This window comes from Kangiella shandongensis, from assembly GCF_020005365.1.
GTDB classification, from domain to species: Bacteria; Pseudomonadota; Gammaproteobacteria; order Enterobacterales; family Kangiellaceae; genus Kangiella; species Kangiella shandongensis.
In genome coordinates, this window is the sequence record NZ_JACNML010000007.1 from 21099 (window position 1) to 37780 (window position 16682).

Here is a 16682-nt window from a genome sequence, read left to right on the forward strand (position 1 = left end):
ATCCGTTTATAGTTATGCATGAAATGAATTAAGTGTATAGCTGTTATGCAAGTAGAGAATTTTAGAAACGCCGATCTGAATTTACTGCTGATATTGGATGTGATTCTGGAAGAAAAGCACATTTCCAATGCTGCGGTGCGTTTGAATATGAGCCAGCCGGCAGTGAGCCGCTCCCTGCAGCGCTTACGGGATATGTTCGATGATCAGCTGCTTATCAGAGTGGGTAGTGGCTACCAGCTCACGTCGCGCGCATCGACTCTCGCACCAAGATTGAAAAGTTGGTTGGCCGACTTTATGTGCATGATGCAACCGGAAGAGTTCGTTCCGGCGCAGGCTAAAGGTGAACTCACTATCATGTCGATGGATTCGGAAGTGAGTATTTTCTTACCCAACCTATGGCAGGACTTACAGAAAGAAGCACCCAATGTTGCCATGCGCTCTATCGGCTATCGCCCTGATGCGGTGACCCTATTAGAAGAAGGCGAGATTGACTTTCTTATTGGTGATGAAAAGAAATCGCTGGAAAGCACTAAGTACCATAACTTTCATCTAGTACGTCACGACTTCGTCATGGTCATGGCCCAAAGCCATCCCCTGGCTTCTGTCGAGAAAATCAGCCTGCAAACCTACACTAAACAGCGCCATGGTCTGGTTACCGTCACTGGTAAGGGGTTGGGGATTATCGACAAATTACTGGCTAAGGAAGGCATGAGTCGAAATGTTGCATTATTTGTCCCAACCTTTCACCTGGCGCTGGATATATGTAGCCGTACCGATCTTGTGTTTGCCATGCCGCGACTGGTAGCGGAAAAAGATGCCGAAAAATACGGTTTGGCCATTAAGGAACTCCCCTTGAAAATGCCACTCTTAGACATATACCTATACTGGCACGAGCGCCAACACCAGATGGCATTACACCGGTGGTTCCGAGGACTTATGCGTGATAGTGTAAGGCGCACAAAGGACGCTATCAGTGCCTAATAAATAAATGTTTTAGGCACACTCTATAAAGCTATAGAATATTTTAATCTTTTGTGAAAAGACTTAAGAATTAACGGTATAAAAGCGTATAATACGCACCACAAAATTTAAATTAACAAACTCTTGGAGGAAATAATGGGAGTATTAGTAGGCCGTAAGGCACCAGATTTTACTGCAGCAGCTGTTCTTGGTAATGGCGAAATCGTTGAAGATTATAACTTCGCAGAAGCAACAAAAGGGAAGCCAACGGTTGTATTCTTCTACCCACTAGACTTCACATTCGTCTGTCCATCAGAGCTAATCGCTTTTGATCACCGTCTAGAAGAGTTCAAAAAGCGTGGCGTAGAAGTTGTTGGTGTTTCTATCGACTCACACTTCACACACAACGCATGGCGTAACACAGCCATCAACGATGGTGGTATCGGCCAAGTAGGTTACACGCTAGTTGCTGATGTAAAGCACGAAATCTGCCAGGCGTTCGACGTTGAGCATCCAGAAGCAGGCGTAGCATTCCGTGGTTCATTCCTAATCGACAAAGACGGCACAGTACGTCACCAAGTTGTAAACGACCTACCATTAGGCCGTAACGTAGACGAAATGATCCGCATGGTAGACGCGCTTCAGTTCCACGAAGAGCACGGCGAAGTATGCCCAGCTGGCTGGAACCAAGGTGACAAAGGTATGGATGCTTCTCCAGAAGGCGTAGCAAAGTATCTATCTGAAGAAGGCGACAAACTATAATTTAACGAGCTAGATTGTCCGGTTTCTTTGTTAGAAGTTGTTCCGAGGTGCTCAATGACCTTTGGCGACCGAAGGGAATACCTTTAGGTATCACCTCCGCTCCTAAAACAACTTCTGCCGCGAACTCGAAACAATCTATCAGCGTTAAAGATAAGACCTCACAGTTCTAACGGGCTGTGAGGTTTTTTATTGTTGGAGAACTCGTCGTCATTCCCGCGAAGGCGACCAACGGAAGTGCCCGTGGTGCGGGAATCTCTTCTGGAGCGGTCGGAAGTCTGTTGTTTTAAACAATGTTTCTGCGTAATTTAAAGCCTCAAGGTTCGCGCCTTGGGGCTTTTTTGTGTTCATAAAGTATTTTCGTCATTCCCGCGTGATGCTGGGCGACTAAAAGGAGTGCCTATGGTAAATCCCTTTAGGGAGAATCCAGTGTCTTTTATCTTTAGACTTTTTTGACACTCCCCAGAACTTACAGTAGTCTCTACTTGAATACTAAATAAACAAAACTAAGAATACAGGAATAGGGCTGTAGGAAGATCGCCATTTAATACACACTTTATTGGGATTCAAAGCGATACTGCACTTCAAGACCGCCTTTATTAGAGTATTAGCCACTTTTTTTGTACTGTAAAATAATGCTTTATAAATTAGTTGGTTATAATCCAATTCGGGTATTCTTATGTTATGTGAATATGCTTGCCGAGACGTTTTACACTCCTATGCAGATGGATAAGGACTCCTATGATAAATAATCATTACCCAAAAGGCGCCGTGTGGAGGAAGTGGGACTTGCATGTCCATACTCCTTTCTCTGTTTACCAGAAATATGGGGAAGATAACGAAGAGACTTGGGAAAGTTATATACAAGATCTCGAAAAATTACCTGAAGAGTTTTCAGTAATCGGAATAAACGATTATTTGTTTATTGATGGATATAAAAAGCTAATCAATGAGCAGCAGCAAAATGGAAGGCTTAGTAAGTTAAAGTTATTGCCAGTGATAGAGTTTAGAATCGAAAAATTTGCTGGGGTACAATTTAGAGATTTAAAGCGAATAAATTTGCATGTAATTTTTTCAGATGAAGTTTCTGTAGAAACTATACAGAGCCAATTCCTTAACACTCTCGAGCAAAGCTATACATTGGAGTCAGGTAAGACCTGGTCTAGAGCGATTACACCAGAAAGTTTAAAAGAGTTGGGGGCTGAGATTAAGAAAGGCGTACCAGCAGAGCAACTTCATAAATATGGCTCGGATTTAATGGAAGGCTTTAACAATCTTAATGTAAAAGAAGATAAGATATTTGATGCTCTTAAAAAGGATTGCTTTGAAGGAAAGCATCTGATTGCAATTGGAAAAACTGAGTGGGCTGAACTGAAATGGACTGACGCATCAATTGCCACTAAAAAGTCCATTATTAATAAGGCAGATATTGTTTTTACTTCTGCAGAATCTGTAGAAAAATTTATAAAGGCAAAAAGTCAGTTAACTCAACAAGGAGTGAATGATTTGCTTCTTGATTGCAGTGATGCTCATTACTTATCTTCTTCGGAAGACAAAGATCGTATAGGGGAGTGCTTTACATGGCTTAAAGCTGATCCGACTTTTGATGGGTTAAAGCAGGCAATTAATGAGCCTTTGGAAAGAGTTTTTGTTGGCGATTATCCGCCATTATTAGAAAGAGTTTCAAAGAACAAGACAAAGTACATAAAAAATTTAAATATTACTCAAGTTGATGGCTATTCTGATAAAAACCATGTTTGGTTTAAAAAGGTTTGTATACCATTTAGCAGTGAGCTAGTGGCCGTTATTGGAAATAAAGGTAGTGGTAAGAGCGCGATTGCTGACATTCTTTCTCTTTGCTCTAATTATCATGATAATAATGATTTTTCTTTCTTGACGCCTAACAAGTTTAGGGCAAAAAATGGACGCTTGGCGAAAAACTTCGAAGCAAAAATTACTTGGGAAAGCGGTAATGAAAATACGAAAAACTTGAATGAATCTCCCGCGGATACCGATGTACTAGAAGTCAAATATTTGCCACAGGGGCGCTTTGAAAGGCTTACTAATGAAATTAGTTCTGCGTCAGAATTTCAAGAAGAGATTGAAAGCGTTGTTTTTTCTCACATACCAGAAACAGAAAACCTTGGGGCTTTATCTTTTAAAGAGCTGATAGAGAGAAAAACTGTAGCAGCTAATGAAGATATTGAAACTTTGGTTTCAGATGTTAAGGATATAAATTCAGAAATAATTAATTTGGAGAGGAAGGCGACAGACGAATATGAAGCCGAGCTAAAAAATAAGCTTAAAAAGAAGAGAGAAGAGCTTGAAGCTTTGGAGGAGCCTGCGCCAATCTCCAATCCGAACGAAGATCCAGTCAAAAAACAGAAGCATGAGTCAATTAACAATAGAATTTCGGATATTAGATCGGAAATTGAAAAGATTGAAGGTTCTATAAAAACATCGGAGAGTGATAAAAAGAGAACGATAAATAATATTCAAAAACTGAATGATGTGATTTATTCTATAAAACAGAAGAAGGATGAGATCGCTAGTTTCATTGATGAGGTTAGTGAAAAATTGTTTGGCTTTGATGTTGATATAGGAAAACTTATATCAGTAGAAATAGATCTATCTCGATTAAATAAGATTTTGAAGTTAGAGGAAAAGTCACTTGAATCCAGCAGGCTGCTTTTGGGTGAAGTCGAAAACAAGGATGCTGATGAAGGTAATCCTGATAAAAAGTCACTTTACGACCTTCTTGAAGGTAAAAAGGATTTGTTGAAGCTTGAAAAAGGAAAGCTGGATTCGGAGCAGCAAGCATATCAAGAATATATAACGGCTAAAGCGGACTGGGAAAAAGATAGGCAGGCTTTGCTTGGTGCTTCAGAAACGCCAAATACAATTCATTTTTTTGAGGCAGAGCTTGATTATTTGAACGAAACGCTGCCGAATCAGTTAGAGGAAAAGTACGAAAAGCGCAGGGATATAGCTCGAGATATATTTAATAAAAAGTATGAGGTTGTAGGGGTTTACAAGAGTGCTAGAAGTAAGCTAAATGAAATTATAGCTAAAAACTCAGATACTTTGAAAAATTATAAAATAGAAGTTGATGCGTCGCTAGTGAAGTCATCTGATTTTGTTCCTAATTTTCTAGGATATATTCTGCAGAATAGAATGGGGTCATTCCATTCCAAGGACGGAGGTGAGAAAGAGGTAGCCGCATTGGCCAGTGAAGTTGACTTTGATGATAAAAATAGCGTTATCGATTTTTTAGATAAACTGATGGAAGCATTTAGATATGACAAAAGGCCAGGGCAAAATAATATGCCCCGAAATATAGCTCAGCAAGTCAAAGACATACAGGGGCTTTATGATTACTTATATTCATTGAGCTTTCTTGGTTACAACTATCAACTGAAGCAGGGTGATAAAGAGCTGGAACAACTATCCCCAGGCGAAAGGGGGGCTCTTCTTTTGGTGTTCTATCTTCTTTTAGATAAAAATGATATTCCGCTGATTATCGATCAGCCAGAGGATAATCTCGATAATCATAGTGTGGCGACTGTTTTAGTACCATTTATTAGAGCAGCAAAACAGAAGCGTCAAATTATTATGGTTACTCACAACCCGAACCTTGCCGTTGTCTCTGACGCAGAGCAAGTTATATACGTCAATTTAGACAAAGAAAACTCTTACACTTTCTCAATGGTATCAGGAAGTATAGAAAATAGGGTCATAAACCAAAAGATAGTTGAAGTGCTTGAAGGTGCTATGCCTGCCTTTAATACACGGAAACGAAAATATTATTGAAGTTATATTTTGTATCCTATGGCTGTAATTAATAGGGGCAGAGCAAGCGTAGCCTCGAAAGAACGTGAGTGATTTCGAGGTTTTCTGCTCTGACTCCAATTATTCCTATTATTCGGAACTAACTATGAAACTGTCCAAAGTAATATTATATATTGCAGTACTAATATGCTCAGAGAATTTGTGTGCGAATTTCAACGATTTAAGTTCAGAGTTTACTGATATAAAGTTCAAAGAAGCCGTAATGAATAACGATCTTGAAAAAATTCAGCTTTTTATTGATAACGGTTACCTAGAGAGAAAATTTGATAATAACTCCCCACTTACCATTGTTATTAAGTATGGAACAGCTGGCTCATTTGATTTATTACTAAAAAATAAGAAGTTGAACAAAAAAGGTAGTTATGAAGCCGTTCTATACTACTTAATAAAAATGGAAAAAGAGGAAATGGCTGAAGTAATTGTTGAATATGTGCTAGAACCTAACTTTGCTTTGATAAAAGGTTCAAAGGTAACTTTATTACATGAAGCTGCAAGACATGGAATGGTAGATGTTTGTAAGCAGTTGATAAGTAAAGGTGCCTCGACTCAGAAGCTGACGGTAGGTAACTATATCCCTTTAACCCTAGCAGTAAAAAATAAACACATGAAAGCTTCTAACTACCTTGTTGATGTTACTGAATTTAAGAGTATAAGTGGTATTTCTAAAGAAATAATACTAAGGAACGCCGTTAAAAATGACAGAAGCCTCACTATTTTATCAAAGATATTAGCAAACAAAGGTTTTTCTACAAATTTCAAAGTATATAAAGTTTTGAGGAAAATCTCCCTAGAGTACAATGATGAAAAGCTAAAAAATTATATCGAAACGAGATATAAGAAATAGCTGATCTATCAGAACATACTTTTATTACAACGTAGATTAAATATAGAGACGTAGCTAATAGAATCCTGTTTTTTTCGATAAAGGCCAAATTAAATGGGGTCAGAGTCTGTCCTGAATTATTAGAGGTATCAACGATGACTAGTCTGTTATTAAAATCTATTGCCATTTGGTTGGTGATACTCGTCATGGCCATTGTTAACGCTGCAATTCGTGAAAAACTTCTGACGCCCGCCATCGGCTCTGGACTCGCACTTCCAGCGAGCGGCCTGATATTGTCAGTTATCATCTTTTTGCTCGCATACATAACAGTACCTTTCTTTGGCTCAACGGAAAGTAAAACATATATAGCTGTTGGGATCGCATGGTTTGCGTTGACTCTTTGTTTTGAATTTCTGTTTGGCCATTTTATTGCTGGTAAGCCATGGCTTGAAATCGTGGAAGTTTTTAACGTAACAAAAGGCAATCTATTTGTTGTGGCTTTACTGGCAACCCTGGTTGCTCCATGGCTATCGGCAAACGCACGAGGTTTAATATAGATTGCTCTTAACAAACGTCAGCAGCGGAGTAATTTTTCGCTGGTGCTACAAGTTGCCCCTGTGCTGGGCGTTAGGGGATTAATGAGCTATGAAGAAACGAGGTAAGTAAGTCCGTGATAAAAACCGTGTTAGCGGCGCGCTAAACAAGCCGATTGAAGGAGAATTAGGCAAAAGGCGATCAAAGGCTTTTGTAGCCGTTTTCGCAATCGTAGCCATGATTGGTTTTGGTTGGTGCTTCACTTCAGAGCTTGGTTTGAAAGCAGGAATTATCCTCACAAGCTCAAACGTCAATAAAGTTACGCTTCCAATAAAATCGAAACAGATCTTTGCTCCCTGAGCTTAGTGCTGTGTCACGTTCCAATTTGTTAATCAATTTCCAATAAACTGAAGCTGCTTATCTCCTCAGCATGGACTCGTTTGGTCTGATTTACTCCAATTATTCTGTACTTGATGCTCATTCATGGTCTGTTGTCCTGGGGTTAGCGCCTTATATCGCTCCACCCATAAATCCAATATCGCTAGCCACATTCCAATCTGTGGTAACGATATTTGTAGGCTTTCAGCATAGGTGTCCTGTAATAAAGCCCAGCATCTTGACAATCTGTCATCATGTGACTATATTGCTGTACTAATACATATAGTACAGTTAACACAAGGCAGGTATGACAATGTCACGAACAGCTCCATTGATGCTCAACCTCAGCGCAGCGGATCCGCGGCCCATTACTCGACAAATCACTGACGGTATCCGTCGTTTGATTGCTACCGGTGAGATTGACGTTGGCGCGCAACTTCCCAGCGTGCGTGGTCTGGCGAAGCAGTTGACGGTTAACCCTAATACGGTCGCGAAAGCTTATTCCGAACTCAACAATGAGGGCTGGCTGGATTCTCGACAGGGGCTTGGGTTGTTCGTTGCTGAGCCGCGTCAGCGATTTTCCGATTCTGAGCGAGAACGACGTTTGGCGGTGGCAATAGACACTTTTGGCGCTGAAGTGCTTGGTCTTGGTTACACAACCGACGAAATACTTGAGCGGCTTGAGGTTGAGTTGTCGCCATTGCTCGACAAGCGTTCTGCCTAAGGCGTACTGGACGAAAGTAACAGCACAAAAGCATAAAAGGAAATAAATCATGTCCTCCCCCGAACTTAAAATTATTGAGCAATCTGTCAGGTCATCGATATTGCAAAAGGTGCCGTTTGTGATCGAAACCGAGAGTCTCGAATTACGTTACGGCAAGAAGCTTGCACTGAAATCGCTTAACCTGAAAATTCCACCTGGCCGCATACATGCGCTTATAGGGGCTAATGGTGCAGGCAAGTCATCGTTGTTTCGCGTCCTACTTGGCTTCCAGTCTCCGACGGGCGGTGAAGCGCGTATTCTTGACCGCGATTGTGCTTCGCTCAATGAACAGGATCGGGCGCGCATTGGCTTCGTTAACGAGGAACATAGTTTGCCAACTTGGCTGCGCGTGCAAGACGTTGTGACAATGCAGCGCAATCTTTACTCGCAATGGAATGAAAAGGTCTATCGCGGCATCGTCGGACATTTTAATGTCGATCAGGAGCAGCGCATACGCGAACTATCGCGGGGTGAGCGTGCTGGTGTCAATCTGGCGATGGCGATGGCGCAAGCACCGGAACTGCTGATTCTGGATGAACCGACACTCGGTCTTGATGTGGTTGCTAAGCGTGCCTTTCTGGAAGCAGTGCTTTCATCAGTGGAGGATAGTGACTGCACCATCATTTATTGCTCGCATCAAATGGAAGAAATCGAGCGGCTGGCGGATAACCTCATCGTGATGGAGCGTGGCGAGTTGATACACATGTCACCTCCTGATGAATTCTGTGAACGCGTGGCGTTGTGGGTGGCGGAGTTTCCATTTCAGACTTTTGGCGCAGAGTCCTTGCCTGGCGTGTTGCAGGTTGAACGAATTGACGGACTGTTCCATTTCATTGTGCTTGACCAAGATGAACATTTCGGTGAGTTGCTGGAAGAAAAAGGTGCGCGTCGCACCTGGCAGGGTGCGGTAGACCTTGATCGCGCTGTCAATGCATTTCTTACCCGCAATCATGCACGACCATTGCCAGAGGGTGCTGTGTCAAACGACGGAGACGAACAATGAAAGATTTGTATCTATCGGAATTACGACGTTTTCGCTGGACTGTGTTGGCTGCAGGGATTGCGAATCTTCTGTTGATCGTTTTTCTTAATCGCATCGGCGACTTGTTACAAAGCTCGTATTTCCATGGCTTGCTGTTGCTGATAGCTATGGTCGCCGGGCTAGTTCTGGCCATTTTCCAAGTCGGAAGTTATCGCAAGCCCAGTCAGTGGACCTGGCTGATCCATCGTCCATTGTCGACGCCCCGCATTTTTGGCGCCTTGGCATTGTCTGCCACGACTATGTTGTCACTGTTAATTTTTCTGCCGATGCTGATCGTTCTGGTTGGTGTGGATATGCTAACGACACGCGTTGTGGATTTACATCATTATGTGTCGCTTGTGCACGTGCTGGCTTTTTCATTGATGGCTTGGATGGCCGGAACTCATGCCTGCATCAGTCGAAGCCGATTTGCTATTGCTGTCTTGTTTGCACCACTGTTACTGGCCTTGCACATGGTGTCAGTTTTCGTGCTGTTGCTTCCTGTTTCACTGACGCTTGGCTGGTTGGCATGGATTACGCTAAAGAGTTTTCGCGCGAACCGCGATGCGCCCATACATGGTGGTGGAACCCTGATACTGACAGCTCTTCCGTTGCAGATCGGTATGTTCTTGCTGTGCATTGCGATAGTACGTTTCTTGATGATCAGCGGCGGTATTTTACTGGGTACTGATCCGTTGAATACTGATTATCCTCCGAAGGGAGGACTGATCGAAACTGAGCGCTCTGAGCCGAGCGAAGAGTTTGTTCTTGGCCTAGCGGGAAGTGATGAACCTCGCGCAGAGTCCTGGAGATCTCAGATGCCATTACTCGAACCGGTTAGTTTCGGTCCATGGCTTAAGCGTTTTCCAGTGCGACATCAGTTTAGCAATTTATCTCTGCCGAGCAGTTGGTATGACAAAGAACGCAATATCTTCTGGTCATTTAGTCATGACCGTATGCAGTTCATTGGTCGCAATCCAGAAAGTGGTGTTGCGCAGGGCGTTTTCGGTATGAACGGTGTGGGTGATGATACACCTTTCACTTCGGTGCCGGTGGTAGCGGAACATGGCGATCTATTGACGACAAATGAACTGTATGGCATCGACAAACAGAATCAGAGTTTAAGCAAACGATTTGAGTTGAATAAAGGTGAAACCTTTACCGCATTGCCACAGCGTGAGTTCGGCCGATTGATGTTGTTAACCAATCAGCGATTAATCGTATTGCGCGAGGACCGGAAAGCTGCGGCGACTATCGCGCCATTACTGTCGGATTGGGAAGTGAAGCTGCCAGGCGGTGCGCAACACCTGACGTCCGTCAGCGTGGTCGAATTAATGGATGGTTGGCTGGTTTCTTTTGTCTACGGAAATGGTATGCGCCAAATCGGATTCAGTCAATTCCCTGTGATTGCACCGCCATGGCAGCAGGTCGTTCATATTGATGCAGAGGGCAATGCAAAAGCTACAGTTAAACGCGATATTAACCCAGACTTCCCAGCGATGCAGCGAAGTTATTGGTGGTTGTCGCCCGCACTAGAAGTGCTGACGACCTTGCCAGAAGTGGCGCTCGACAAGGGACTGACTTGGCCAATGAAGGTGATGATTATGCCTACTGCTAAATCGCAATGGGTTGCGGCGGCTCTGTTGATATTAATTTCCATGGCAGTGGCCTGGTGGTGGTTACGTGGCTCACGTATACCCGCATCGCGTCAATGGGTTTGGATCGCAAGTTGTGCAGTGATCGGCTTGCCTGCCTTGCTAAGTATGTTCTTGCTGGAGCCGCGAGAGCGGAAAGTATGATGAAGAAGAGTCTAGCATCTCTGGTCGTCATCATATTCACAACAATGGCAATCAGCATAGTAAAAGCTGACGATAGCCAAAACGGAGTTAGGGCCAATGACTATTCAGAGTCGGCCCTGAAATTGGCAATGAGAAACGCGGAAAAGTCGGATCGTGCGATGCAGGTTCCGCGAAAAGATCTCATGCGACATGCTACGTTCCGCGATATTAACTTGTCGCCTGACGGCCACTGGCTGAGCTTTCGTCACGAAAAGGACAAGCGCGTCGAACTCTGGCTTCGCAATATCGCTTCCGGAGAAGATTACCGTGTAATGGCTGACAGCGAGGATGTCGACGTCAAATGGTCGGGTGATGGAGCACGGCTTTGGTTGCCCGATGAGAAGGGATTGGCTGTGTTTGAGATTGATAGCATGATGGGACGGCGCATTGTTCGGTATGACGAAGATCGAGGGCAGAAGTTCTGGAGCCTTGATCATAATTTTCCCGATGCTGTGATAATTCGGGAAAAAATTCCAGTCGACGGCAAATGGCAATATCGCTATCTGACAGTGGACGGCAATGGCAAGACTCGTTTGTTACGTGAAACGAAAAGCACGCTATTGCATTTACTTCTCGATAGAAAAGGAATCTTACGCTATGCCTCCGGGTACGATGGTAAAAAGTTCGACACCGTGATTTGGCGCTTTGATAATAATGCTAGGCATGAGCTGATGCGTTGCCCACTGCCACAACAGTGCCGTCCTGTTGCGTTTCATGAAAGCGATACCGGTGACACGCTCTGGGCTCTTGCGCATGGCGATGAAAATCTTATGTCATTGCAGAAACTGGAAGACGGGGCTAAACAATGGCAAACCGTACATTCCGATCCTCGTGGAATTGCGGACGCAGTGTCGTTATTGATGCAAGCCGATAATTCGGATTGGTTGGCGATGGCATACCGCCCTGATAAGGTCGAATGGCATGGACGGACATTGGATACGAAGCATCATCTGGACAAGCTGGCTGAGCAATTTCCGCGTGCCAATTTTGATTTTACAGTCAGTAATAACGGTCAGCGATGGCTACTAGGCGCTTCGAAAGCAAACTGGCAGTACGATCGATATTTTCTTTATGAAGTAGAACAACAGTCCTTAACGCCCGTCTTTTCGCAAGAGCGCGAAGCTCGCATAGCGTCAACACAACTGATTGAATCGGTGCCGATCGATTGGCGGGGCAAAGATGGCATGATCTTATACGGTTATTTATATCTACCGAATGGGGTCCCTTTAGAGTCCGCACCATTGATTGCTATTTTGCATGGCGGCCCTTACAACCGTTCAAACGGTGGTGAGGATATTGCTACGCAATTGCTGGTCAATCGTGGTTACGTTGTGTTCAAGCCGAATTTTAGGGCCTCCACGGGGCATGGCGTGGATTACGTTACTGCTGCCCGCGGTGACTTCGGTAGGGAAGGTGTGCTGGATGATATCATCACCGGTATGGATTATCTGCTTGCTAACGGTATCGGTGATAAAAACAAGCAGGCAGTCCTTGGACACTCCTTCGGTGGCTACGCCAGCCTACTCGCTGTCACGCATTATCCGGATCGTTTTGCATTCGCGGTACCTAGTGCGGCGCCAGTAGACATGGCTTGGACTATGGCGGATATTGCGATTGAGGGAGGCAGCGCGCTCTCATCAGAGGGGCCTCCTGTTGAAATTCTCTTCCCTGGTTACGGGGTGCCTTATGGCGAAAAGTCATGGCATCAAAAAATGCAACGCGATTCACCACTGGCACATTCAGAGCGCCTAAGTACGCCGCTATACCTATGGGCAGGTGCAAACGATGACCGCGTCGCATTAGAAACTCTGGTTCGTTATTTCGCCGAGTCGAATAAGGAGTTCAAACCGGCGCTTCTGATTGATCCAAAGTCGGGTCACAGTCCGCACGAGCGACTGAATGTGGAAGCACTGGCTTGGTTAATCGAAGCTAGTGCTGACAAACATTTCGGTGGTGGGGTTTCACCGCCTTCAAGAGAATTGAAACAATTTCTGATGAAGAATTTGCAGAATGGAAGCACAAATTTGCTGGATAAAAAAGATATTGGGACTGAGGAATAAACTTAGACTTCCTAATGATGATAGTTTTACGAGCCCCAAGCTAAACCTTGGGGCTTTTTTACGTCTGACAACTTTCTAGATCTACTTATTAGAAAGTTTAACCGCTAAGTCCTGAGCGAAACCGCACATGGTGAGGGTTGGGTTCCAGGAGCCGGAGGTTGGGAATAGGCCTGCGCCGGTGACATAAACATTAGTCACGCCGTGTGGGCGGTAGTCCAGACCAACTACTGAACTTTCGGGATCTTCACCGACCCAAATTTGCGATGCTTCGTGGACGATAATGTTGAGGCGTATTTGGTCGACGGGTGGTTTGTTGGTCGTCCAGTGGCCGCCGTCTGGTGTATCTATCCAGTACTCTATCTCAGGTGTCTCGGTATCAGTCGCGAGTGCGGCAATCGTTTGATAGGTCGCTTCGTCGAGCTGATCCCACAATTGCTTTTCTTCGTTGCCTAAAATTAGCTGCAGAGAAATATTGGTGGTTGGATCCTTGCCTTTATTGAGCTTAATCCAGTTGTCGCTGTTTTTCTCGCTGATTTCACCCAGGGTCGCACAGACAAAGACGACGTAATCTTCCGACCCCACGAGTTGCTGCATACTGGGAGCGGCAGCTGCATCAGGGCACTCGCGGACTGTTGTTACTGCGTCCTGCTCTGGATTGGTTTCGGCGAAGACACTGGCTTGCACATGATACTGGTATCCCGCGCTATCTTTTCCATCGAGATAGACCGCACCGATTTCCAGGTCAGACAGGTCCTTATAGGCAGAGCGTTTAACACGAGCGGTGACGTGGGACATAAAGTGGCCGGTGTAGCGTTTGCCTGCGTTGGGTAGCTGTTCACCAAAGGAGTTCATCAATAAAGTCGCCGGTGGAATAGCGCCCATGGCCAAGATAACTTTTGCGCTGGATACGCTGAGTGTTCCTCTGCTGGTTTCTATGGCGATAACCGTGCCCTTGTCGTTGTGCAGTAATTCTTCCACCACGCACTGATCGACAATGGTTAGCTCGGTACCATCGCCGGTCTTAGCCAAACTCTTCTGGCGCTGTTGTATATTAAGTAAGGTTCCTACGGTCGAGTACTTATAAAATTTAACGGTTTTCCATTCGGAATTATCTACTGCAATAGGGGCGGGATAAGCATTTTCGGCAGATGGAACGAATTTTTTAAAGTTCTTAGCGATGTTCTGGTCGAGCTGGGTTTGTAAGTTAGCGTAGACACCGTCGTTAATCTTATCCATCGAGGTTACATGCAAAAAATCTTTAGCTCTGGGCCAGAAATTATCCTGTAGCGTGATGTCGATCATTTCCTGAGGCCAATCTCGCATTAAGTCGGGCGTCGGGGAGGGGCTCCAGGCGCTCCAGTAGGTTGAGCGTCCACCGACTGCTGGAATATAGCCTGCCTGGAAAAAGTCTGGCGCTGTGGTGACCATTTCAGTGGTACGTGACCAGGGGTAGGTTGTTGGCGGTGAGCCTGACGTTGCGGCAAAAGCACTGGGTAACATTTGGTAGTGAACCGGGAGCCAGAAGCCACCGCGTTCCAGCACTAAAATTTTGGCGTGAGGGTTTTCTTTATAAATCTGATCGATAAAGGCCACGCCCGTAGGTCCTGTACCGATAACAATATAGTCATAGACCTGATTGACGATATCTTTCCATTCACATTCCGATGCAAAAAAAGCATTGCCAGCAATTTGATCGGCGGTTGCCCCCTGTGGTCCTGGAACCGGATAGCCCTGATTTTCCCCTTGTGGTTCTGGATCGATCCCTTTGTAAAACTTGGTGTAGTTGAACGTCATACAATATTCCTTCTGTGCTATATGATGATTAAAATTATTGTTACCAACGTGATAGCCTTGAAGGGAATATTATTGTTTTCTGCATCCCTTCAGAAAACCATTCCATTTGAGTATAGCAACAGAAAATTAAAACAAACAAAGAATAAATGACTGTTCGGATTAGTCTAATGCAGAGAGGTATTGAATAGGAGAAAAAGACTACTAATTAAGGCATATCCGCCTTAATTAGTAGTGGTTTTACTGACAGCTATCCTTGTTGATCATGCCGATAAGTTCTGAAGGAATAAGCATGGTGAGATCTTCATCGGTATCGGGTGAGGAGCGTTCATCGAACTCGCCTTTAACCGCTATCAGCATTTTCTGGGCGGGTTTTTCTCTAAGAGCTAAATAGGTTGATTTCAGTTCAGCGGCAATGGCTTCCTGCGCTACTGGGTATTTGGTATTGGTGGCGCAGTCGGTAAATAATGCGGCGTCAGCGTAGTAGCTATACAAGCCGCGCTTGGTATCCTTCGGTTGTGACTCCATTGGGATAAGCTCCTGCAGGGTTGCTTCTTCACCCATATCGTCTGCGCTGTCATCAGTTTGTGCCTGCTGTTGGCTGGTTGTATCTTTTTTAGCAGGAGTCGATTTTTTAGGCTTTGGATCATCCGTGCAGCCGACCATAGCGGCCATCGTCGCTAAAACGAGTGCTGACTTTAACGTCGTTTTAATAGTCATGTTATTCTCCCTTATAAATTTTTGTCGCTGACTGGCCATTACTGGTTTTCCAGCCATGGTACATGCCTTCCGTATTAAAGCTGGCCATGATATTAGCGCCCGCATCCAGACCGATAACACCGCCGTCGCCGCCCATCTCGACCAGCTTGTCCTGAATGACCTGGTCGGCGGATTCTTGAATACCCTGTGCTTTGTATTTAACTCGAGCACAGATATCATAGGTCACGGCCGCTCGGATAAAATATTCGCCGTGGCCGGTGGCAGAGACGCCACAGTTTTTATCGGCATAAGTTCCGGCGCCAATAACGGGGGAGTCACCGATGCGACCATAACGTTTATTGGTCATGCCGCCGGTAGAAGTCGCTGCGGCAATATTGCCGTCTTGATCCAGCGCTACGGCACCGACGGTACCGAACTTAGAGTTCTTAGCTTCGTCTTCTGACAGCTCTGGTTTCTCAGGCGTGTGTTTCAACACCTTCTGCAACTGATCCCAGCGTCGTTGAGTAAAAAAGTATTGAGTATCGACCAGTTCAAATCCCTGCTCTTTGGCGAACGCTTCGGCCCCCTCGCGTGCCATCATGACATGCTTTGAGTCGGTTCTGACTTTATCCGCTAACAAGATCGGATTCTTGATATGGCTGACGCCTGCGATAGCCCCCGCCGATAAGTCTTTACTGTACATGATGGAGGCATCGAGCTCATTGACGCCTTCATGGGTAAAGACAGCACCTTTACCGGCATTAAATAGCGGAGAGTCTTCCATAATGACGATAGCGGCTTTAACCGCCTCGATACTGCTGCCACCTTTTTCCAATACAGCGTAACCCGCGCCCAGCGCTTCATCCATTTTCTCACGGTAGGCTTTTTCCGTTTCAGGCGTCATATTCTTTTTTAGAATGGTACCGGCACCGCCATGAATGACTAAGCCATAAGGTCTTTCAGGTTTTTGCGCCATGCTGCCGAGGCTTAGGGCTAATAATAGCGTCAGGACCAGTGTTTTTAATGATGTCTTCATGTTGTTATAAGCGCCATAACTGTCGGGTTCGAATTTTCTGTTCTATCACATGCTCAGCTGATTGTTAACTCAGATTTGCGGCGACTAGCAAAATTAAAAGGAAAGAGACTTGATTTTAATGTAACTGAGAATTATTCTCGTTTGGGTGATTGCGTTAACTAGGAGATTATT

Annotated in this window: 12 protein-coding genes; 9 read left to right on the forward strand and 3 right to left on the reverse strand. The window is 44.7% G+C overall.

All coding sequences use genetic code 11. The annotated features are described in order from the left end of the window. Positions 1–45 precede the first annotated feature (45 nt). The 9 genes from H7708_RS08905 (at position 46) to H7708_RS08945 (ending at position 12985) form a co-directional block, all read left to right on the forward strand. Positions 46–981: a LysR family transcriptional regulator gene (locus H7708_RS08905; protein ID WP_223670304.1), complete on the forward strand. Its 936-nt coding sequence runs from the start codon at positions 46–48 to the stop codon at positions 979–981. 135 nt (positions 982–1116) lie between these two features. Next, complete coding sequence (locus tag H7708_RS08910) at positions 1117–1722, forward strand: peroxiredoxin (RefSeq protein WP_223670306.1); 606 nt, start codon at positions 1117–1119, stop codon at positions 1720–1722. A gap of 738 nt (positions 1723–2460) precedes the next feature. Then, on the forward strand, positions 2461–5529 hold the full coding sequence (locus tag H7708_RS08915; protein ID WP_223670308.1) for a TrlF family AAA-like ATPase: 3069 nt from the start codon (positions 2461–2463) through the stop codon (positions 5527–5529). Between the two features lie 241 nt (positions 5530–5770). Beyond that, positions 5771–6412 carry an ankyrin repeat domain-containing protein gene (locus H7708_RS08920; protein WP_223670310.1) on the forward strand — a complete coding sequence of 214 codons (642 nt, stop codon included), beginning with the start codon at positions 5771–5773 and terminating at the stop codon, positions 6410–6412. A 134-nt stretch (positions 6413–6546) separates the two neighbouring features. Further along, a complete protein-coding gene (locus H7708_RS08925) occupies positions 6547–6948 on the forward strand; it encodes a hypothetical protein (RefSeq protein WP_223670311.1) in 402 nt (133 codons plus the stop codon). A gap of 668 nt (positions 6949–7616) precedes the next feature. Further along, on the forward strand, positions 7617–8027 hold the full coding sequence (locus H7708_RS08930) for a GntR family transcriptional regulator (RefSeq protein ID WP_223670316.1): 411 nt from the start codon (positions 7617–7619) through the stop codon (positions 8025–8027). Positions 8028–8076: 49 nt separating this feature from the next. Further along, entirely contained in the window at positions 8077–9069 is a 993-nt protein-coding gene (locus H7708_RS08935; RefSeq protein WP_223670318.1) for an ABC transporter ATP-binding protein, read from the forward strand. Beyond that, positions 9066–10886 (forward strand): hypothetical protein, encoded by a 1821-nt coding sequence (locus H7708_RS08940; RefSeq protein WP_223670319.1) that lies wholly within the window; start codon positions 9066–9068, stop codon positions 10884–10886. The genes H7708_RS08935 and H7708_RS08940 overlap by 4 nt, the downstream gene beginning before the upstream one ends. Next, positions 10886–12985, forward strand: a complete 2100-nt coding sequence (locus tag H7708_RS08945) for an alpha/beta hydrolase family protein (protein WP_223670321.1) — start codon at positions 10886–10888, stop codon at positions 12983–12985. The genes H7708_RS08940 and H7708_RS08945 overlap by 1 nt, the downstream gene beginning before the upstream one ends. Positions 12986–13066: 81 nt before the next feature. Here the strand turns inward: H7708_RS08945 and H7708_RS08950 are convergent, their stop codons facing one another. The 3 genes from H7708_RS08950 to H7708_RS08960 form a co-directional block, all read right to left on the reverse strand. After that, entirely contained in the window at positions 13067–14779 is a 1713-nt protein-coding gene (locus tag H7708_RS08950; protein WP_223670323.1) for a GMC oxidoreductase, read from the reverse strand. A 237-nt stretch (positions 14780–15016) separates the two neighbouring features. Continuing rightward, complete coding sequence (locus H7708_RS08955; protein ID WP_223670325.1) at positions 15017–15496, reverse strand: hypothetical protein; 480 nt, start codon at positions 15494–15496, stop codon at positions 15017–15019. A 1-nt stretch (position 15497) separates the two neighbouring features. Beyond that, positions 15498–16511, reverse strand: a complete 1014-nt coding sequence (locus H7708_RS08960) for an isoaspartyl peptidase/L-asparaginase family protein (protein ID WP_223670326.1) — start codon at positions 16509–16511, stop codon at positions 15498–15500. Positions 16512–16682: the final 171 nt, after the last annotated feature.

What these genes read in the sequence shown, in the direction of transcription:
- H7708_RS08960 (WP_223670326.1), bottom strand. Translation starts at nt 16,511, where the DNA reads ATGAAGACATCATTAAAAACACTGGTCCTGACGCTATTATTAGCCCTA.
- H7708_RS08920 (WP_223670310.1), top strand. Translation starts at nt 5,771, where the DNA reads ATGAATAACGATCTTGAAAAAATTCAGCTTTTTATTGATAACGGTTAC.
- H7708_RS08930 (WP_223670316.1), top strand. Translation starts at nt 7,617, where the DNA reads ATGTCACGAACAGCTCCATTGATGCTCAACCTCAGCGCAGCGGATCCG.
- H7708_RS08950 (WP_223670323.1), bottom strand. Translation starts at nt 14,779, where the DNA reads ATGACGTTCAACTACACCAAGTTTTACAAAGGGATCGATCCAGAACCA.
- H7708_RS08910 (WP_223670306.1), top strand. Translation starts at nt 1,117, where the DNA reads ATGGGAGTATTAGTAGGCCGTAAGGCACCAGATTTTACTGCAGCAGCT.
- H7708_RS08925 (WP_223670311.1), top strand. Translation starts at nt 6,547, where the DNA reads ATGACTAGTCTGTTATTAAAATCTATTGCCATTTGGTTGGTGATACTC.
- H7708_RS08940 (WP_223670319.1), top strand. Translation starts at nt 9,066, where the DNA reads ATGAAAGATTTGTATCTATCGGAATTACGACGTTTTCGCTGGACTGTG.
- H7708_RS08905 (WP_223670304.1), top strand. Translation starts at nt 46, where the DNA reads ATGCAAGTAGAGAATTTTAGAAACGCCGATCTGAATTTACTGCTGATA.
- H7708_RS08915 (WP_223670308.1), top strand. Translation starts at nt 2,461, where the DNA reads ATGATAAATAATCATTACCCAAAAGGCGCCGTGTGGAGGAAGTGGGAC.
- H7708_RS08945 (WP_223670321.1), top strand. Translation starts at nt 10,886, where the DNA reads ATGAAGAAGAGTCTAGCATCTCTGGTCGTCATCATATTCACAACAATG.
- H7708_RS08935 (WP_223670318.1), top strand. Translation starts at nt 8,077, where the DNA reads ATGTCCTCCCCCGAACTTAAAATTATTGAGCAATCTGTCAGGTCATCG.
- H7708_RS08955 (WP_223670325.1), bottom strand. Translation starts at nt 15,496, where the DNA reads ATGACTATTAAAACGACGTTAAAGTCAGCACTCGTTTTAGCGACGATG.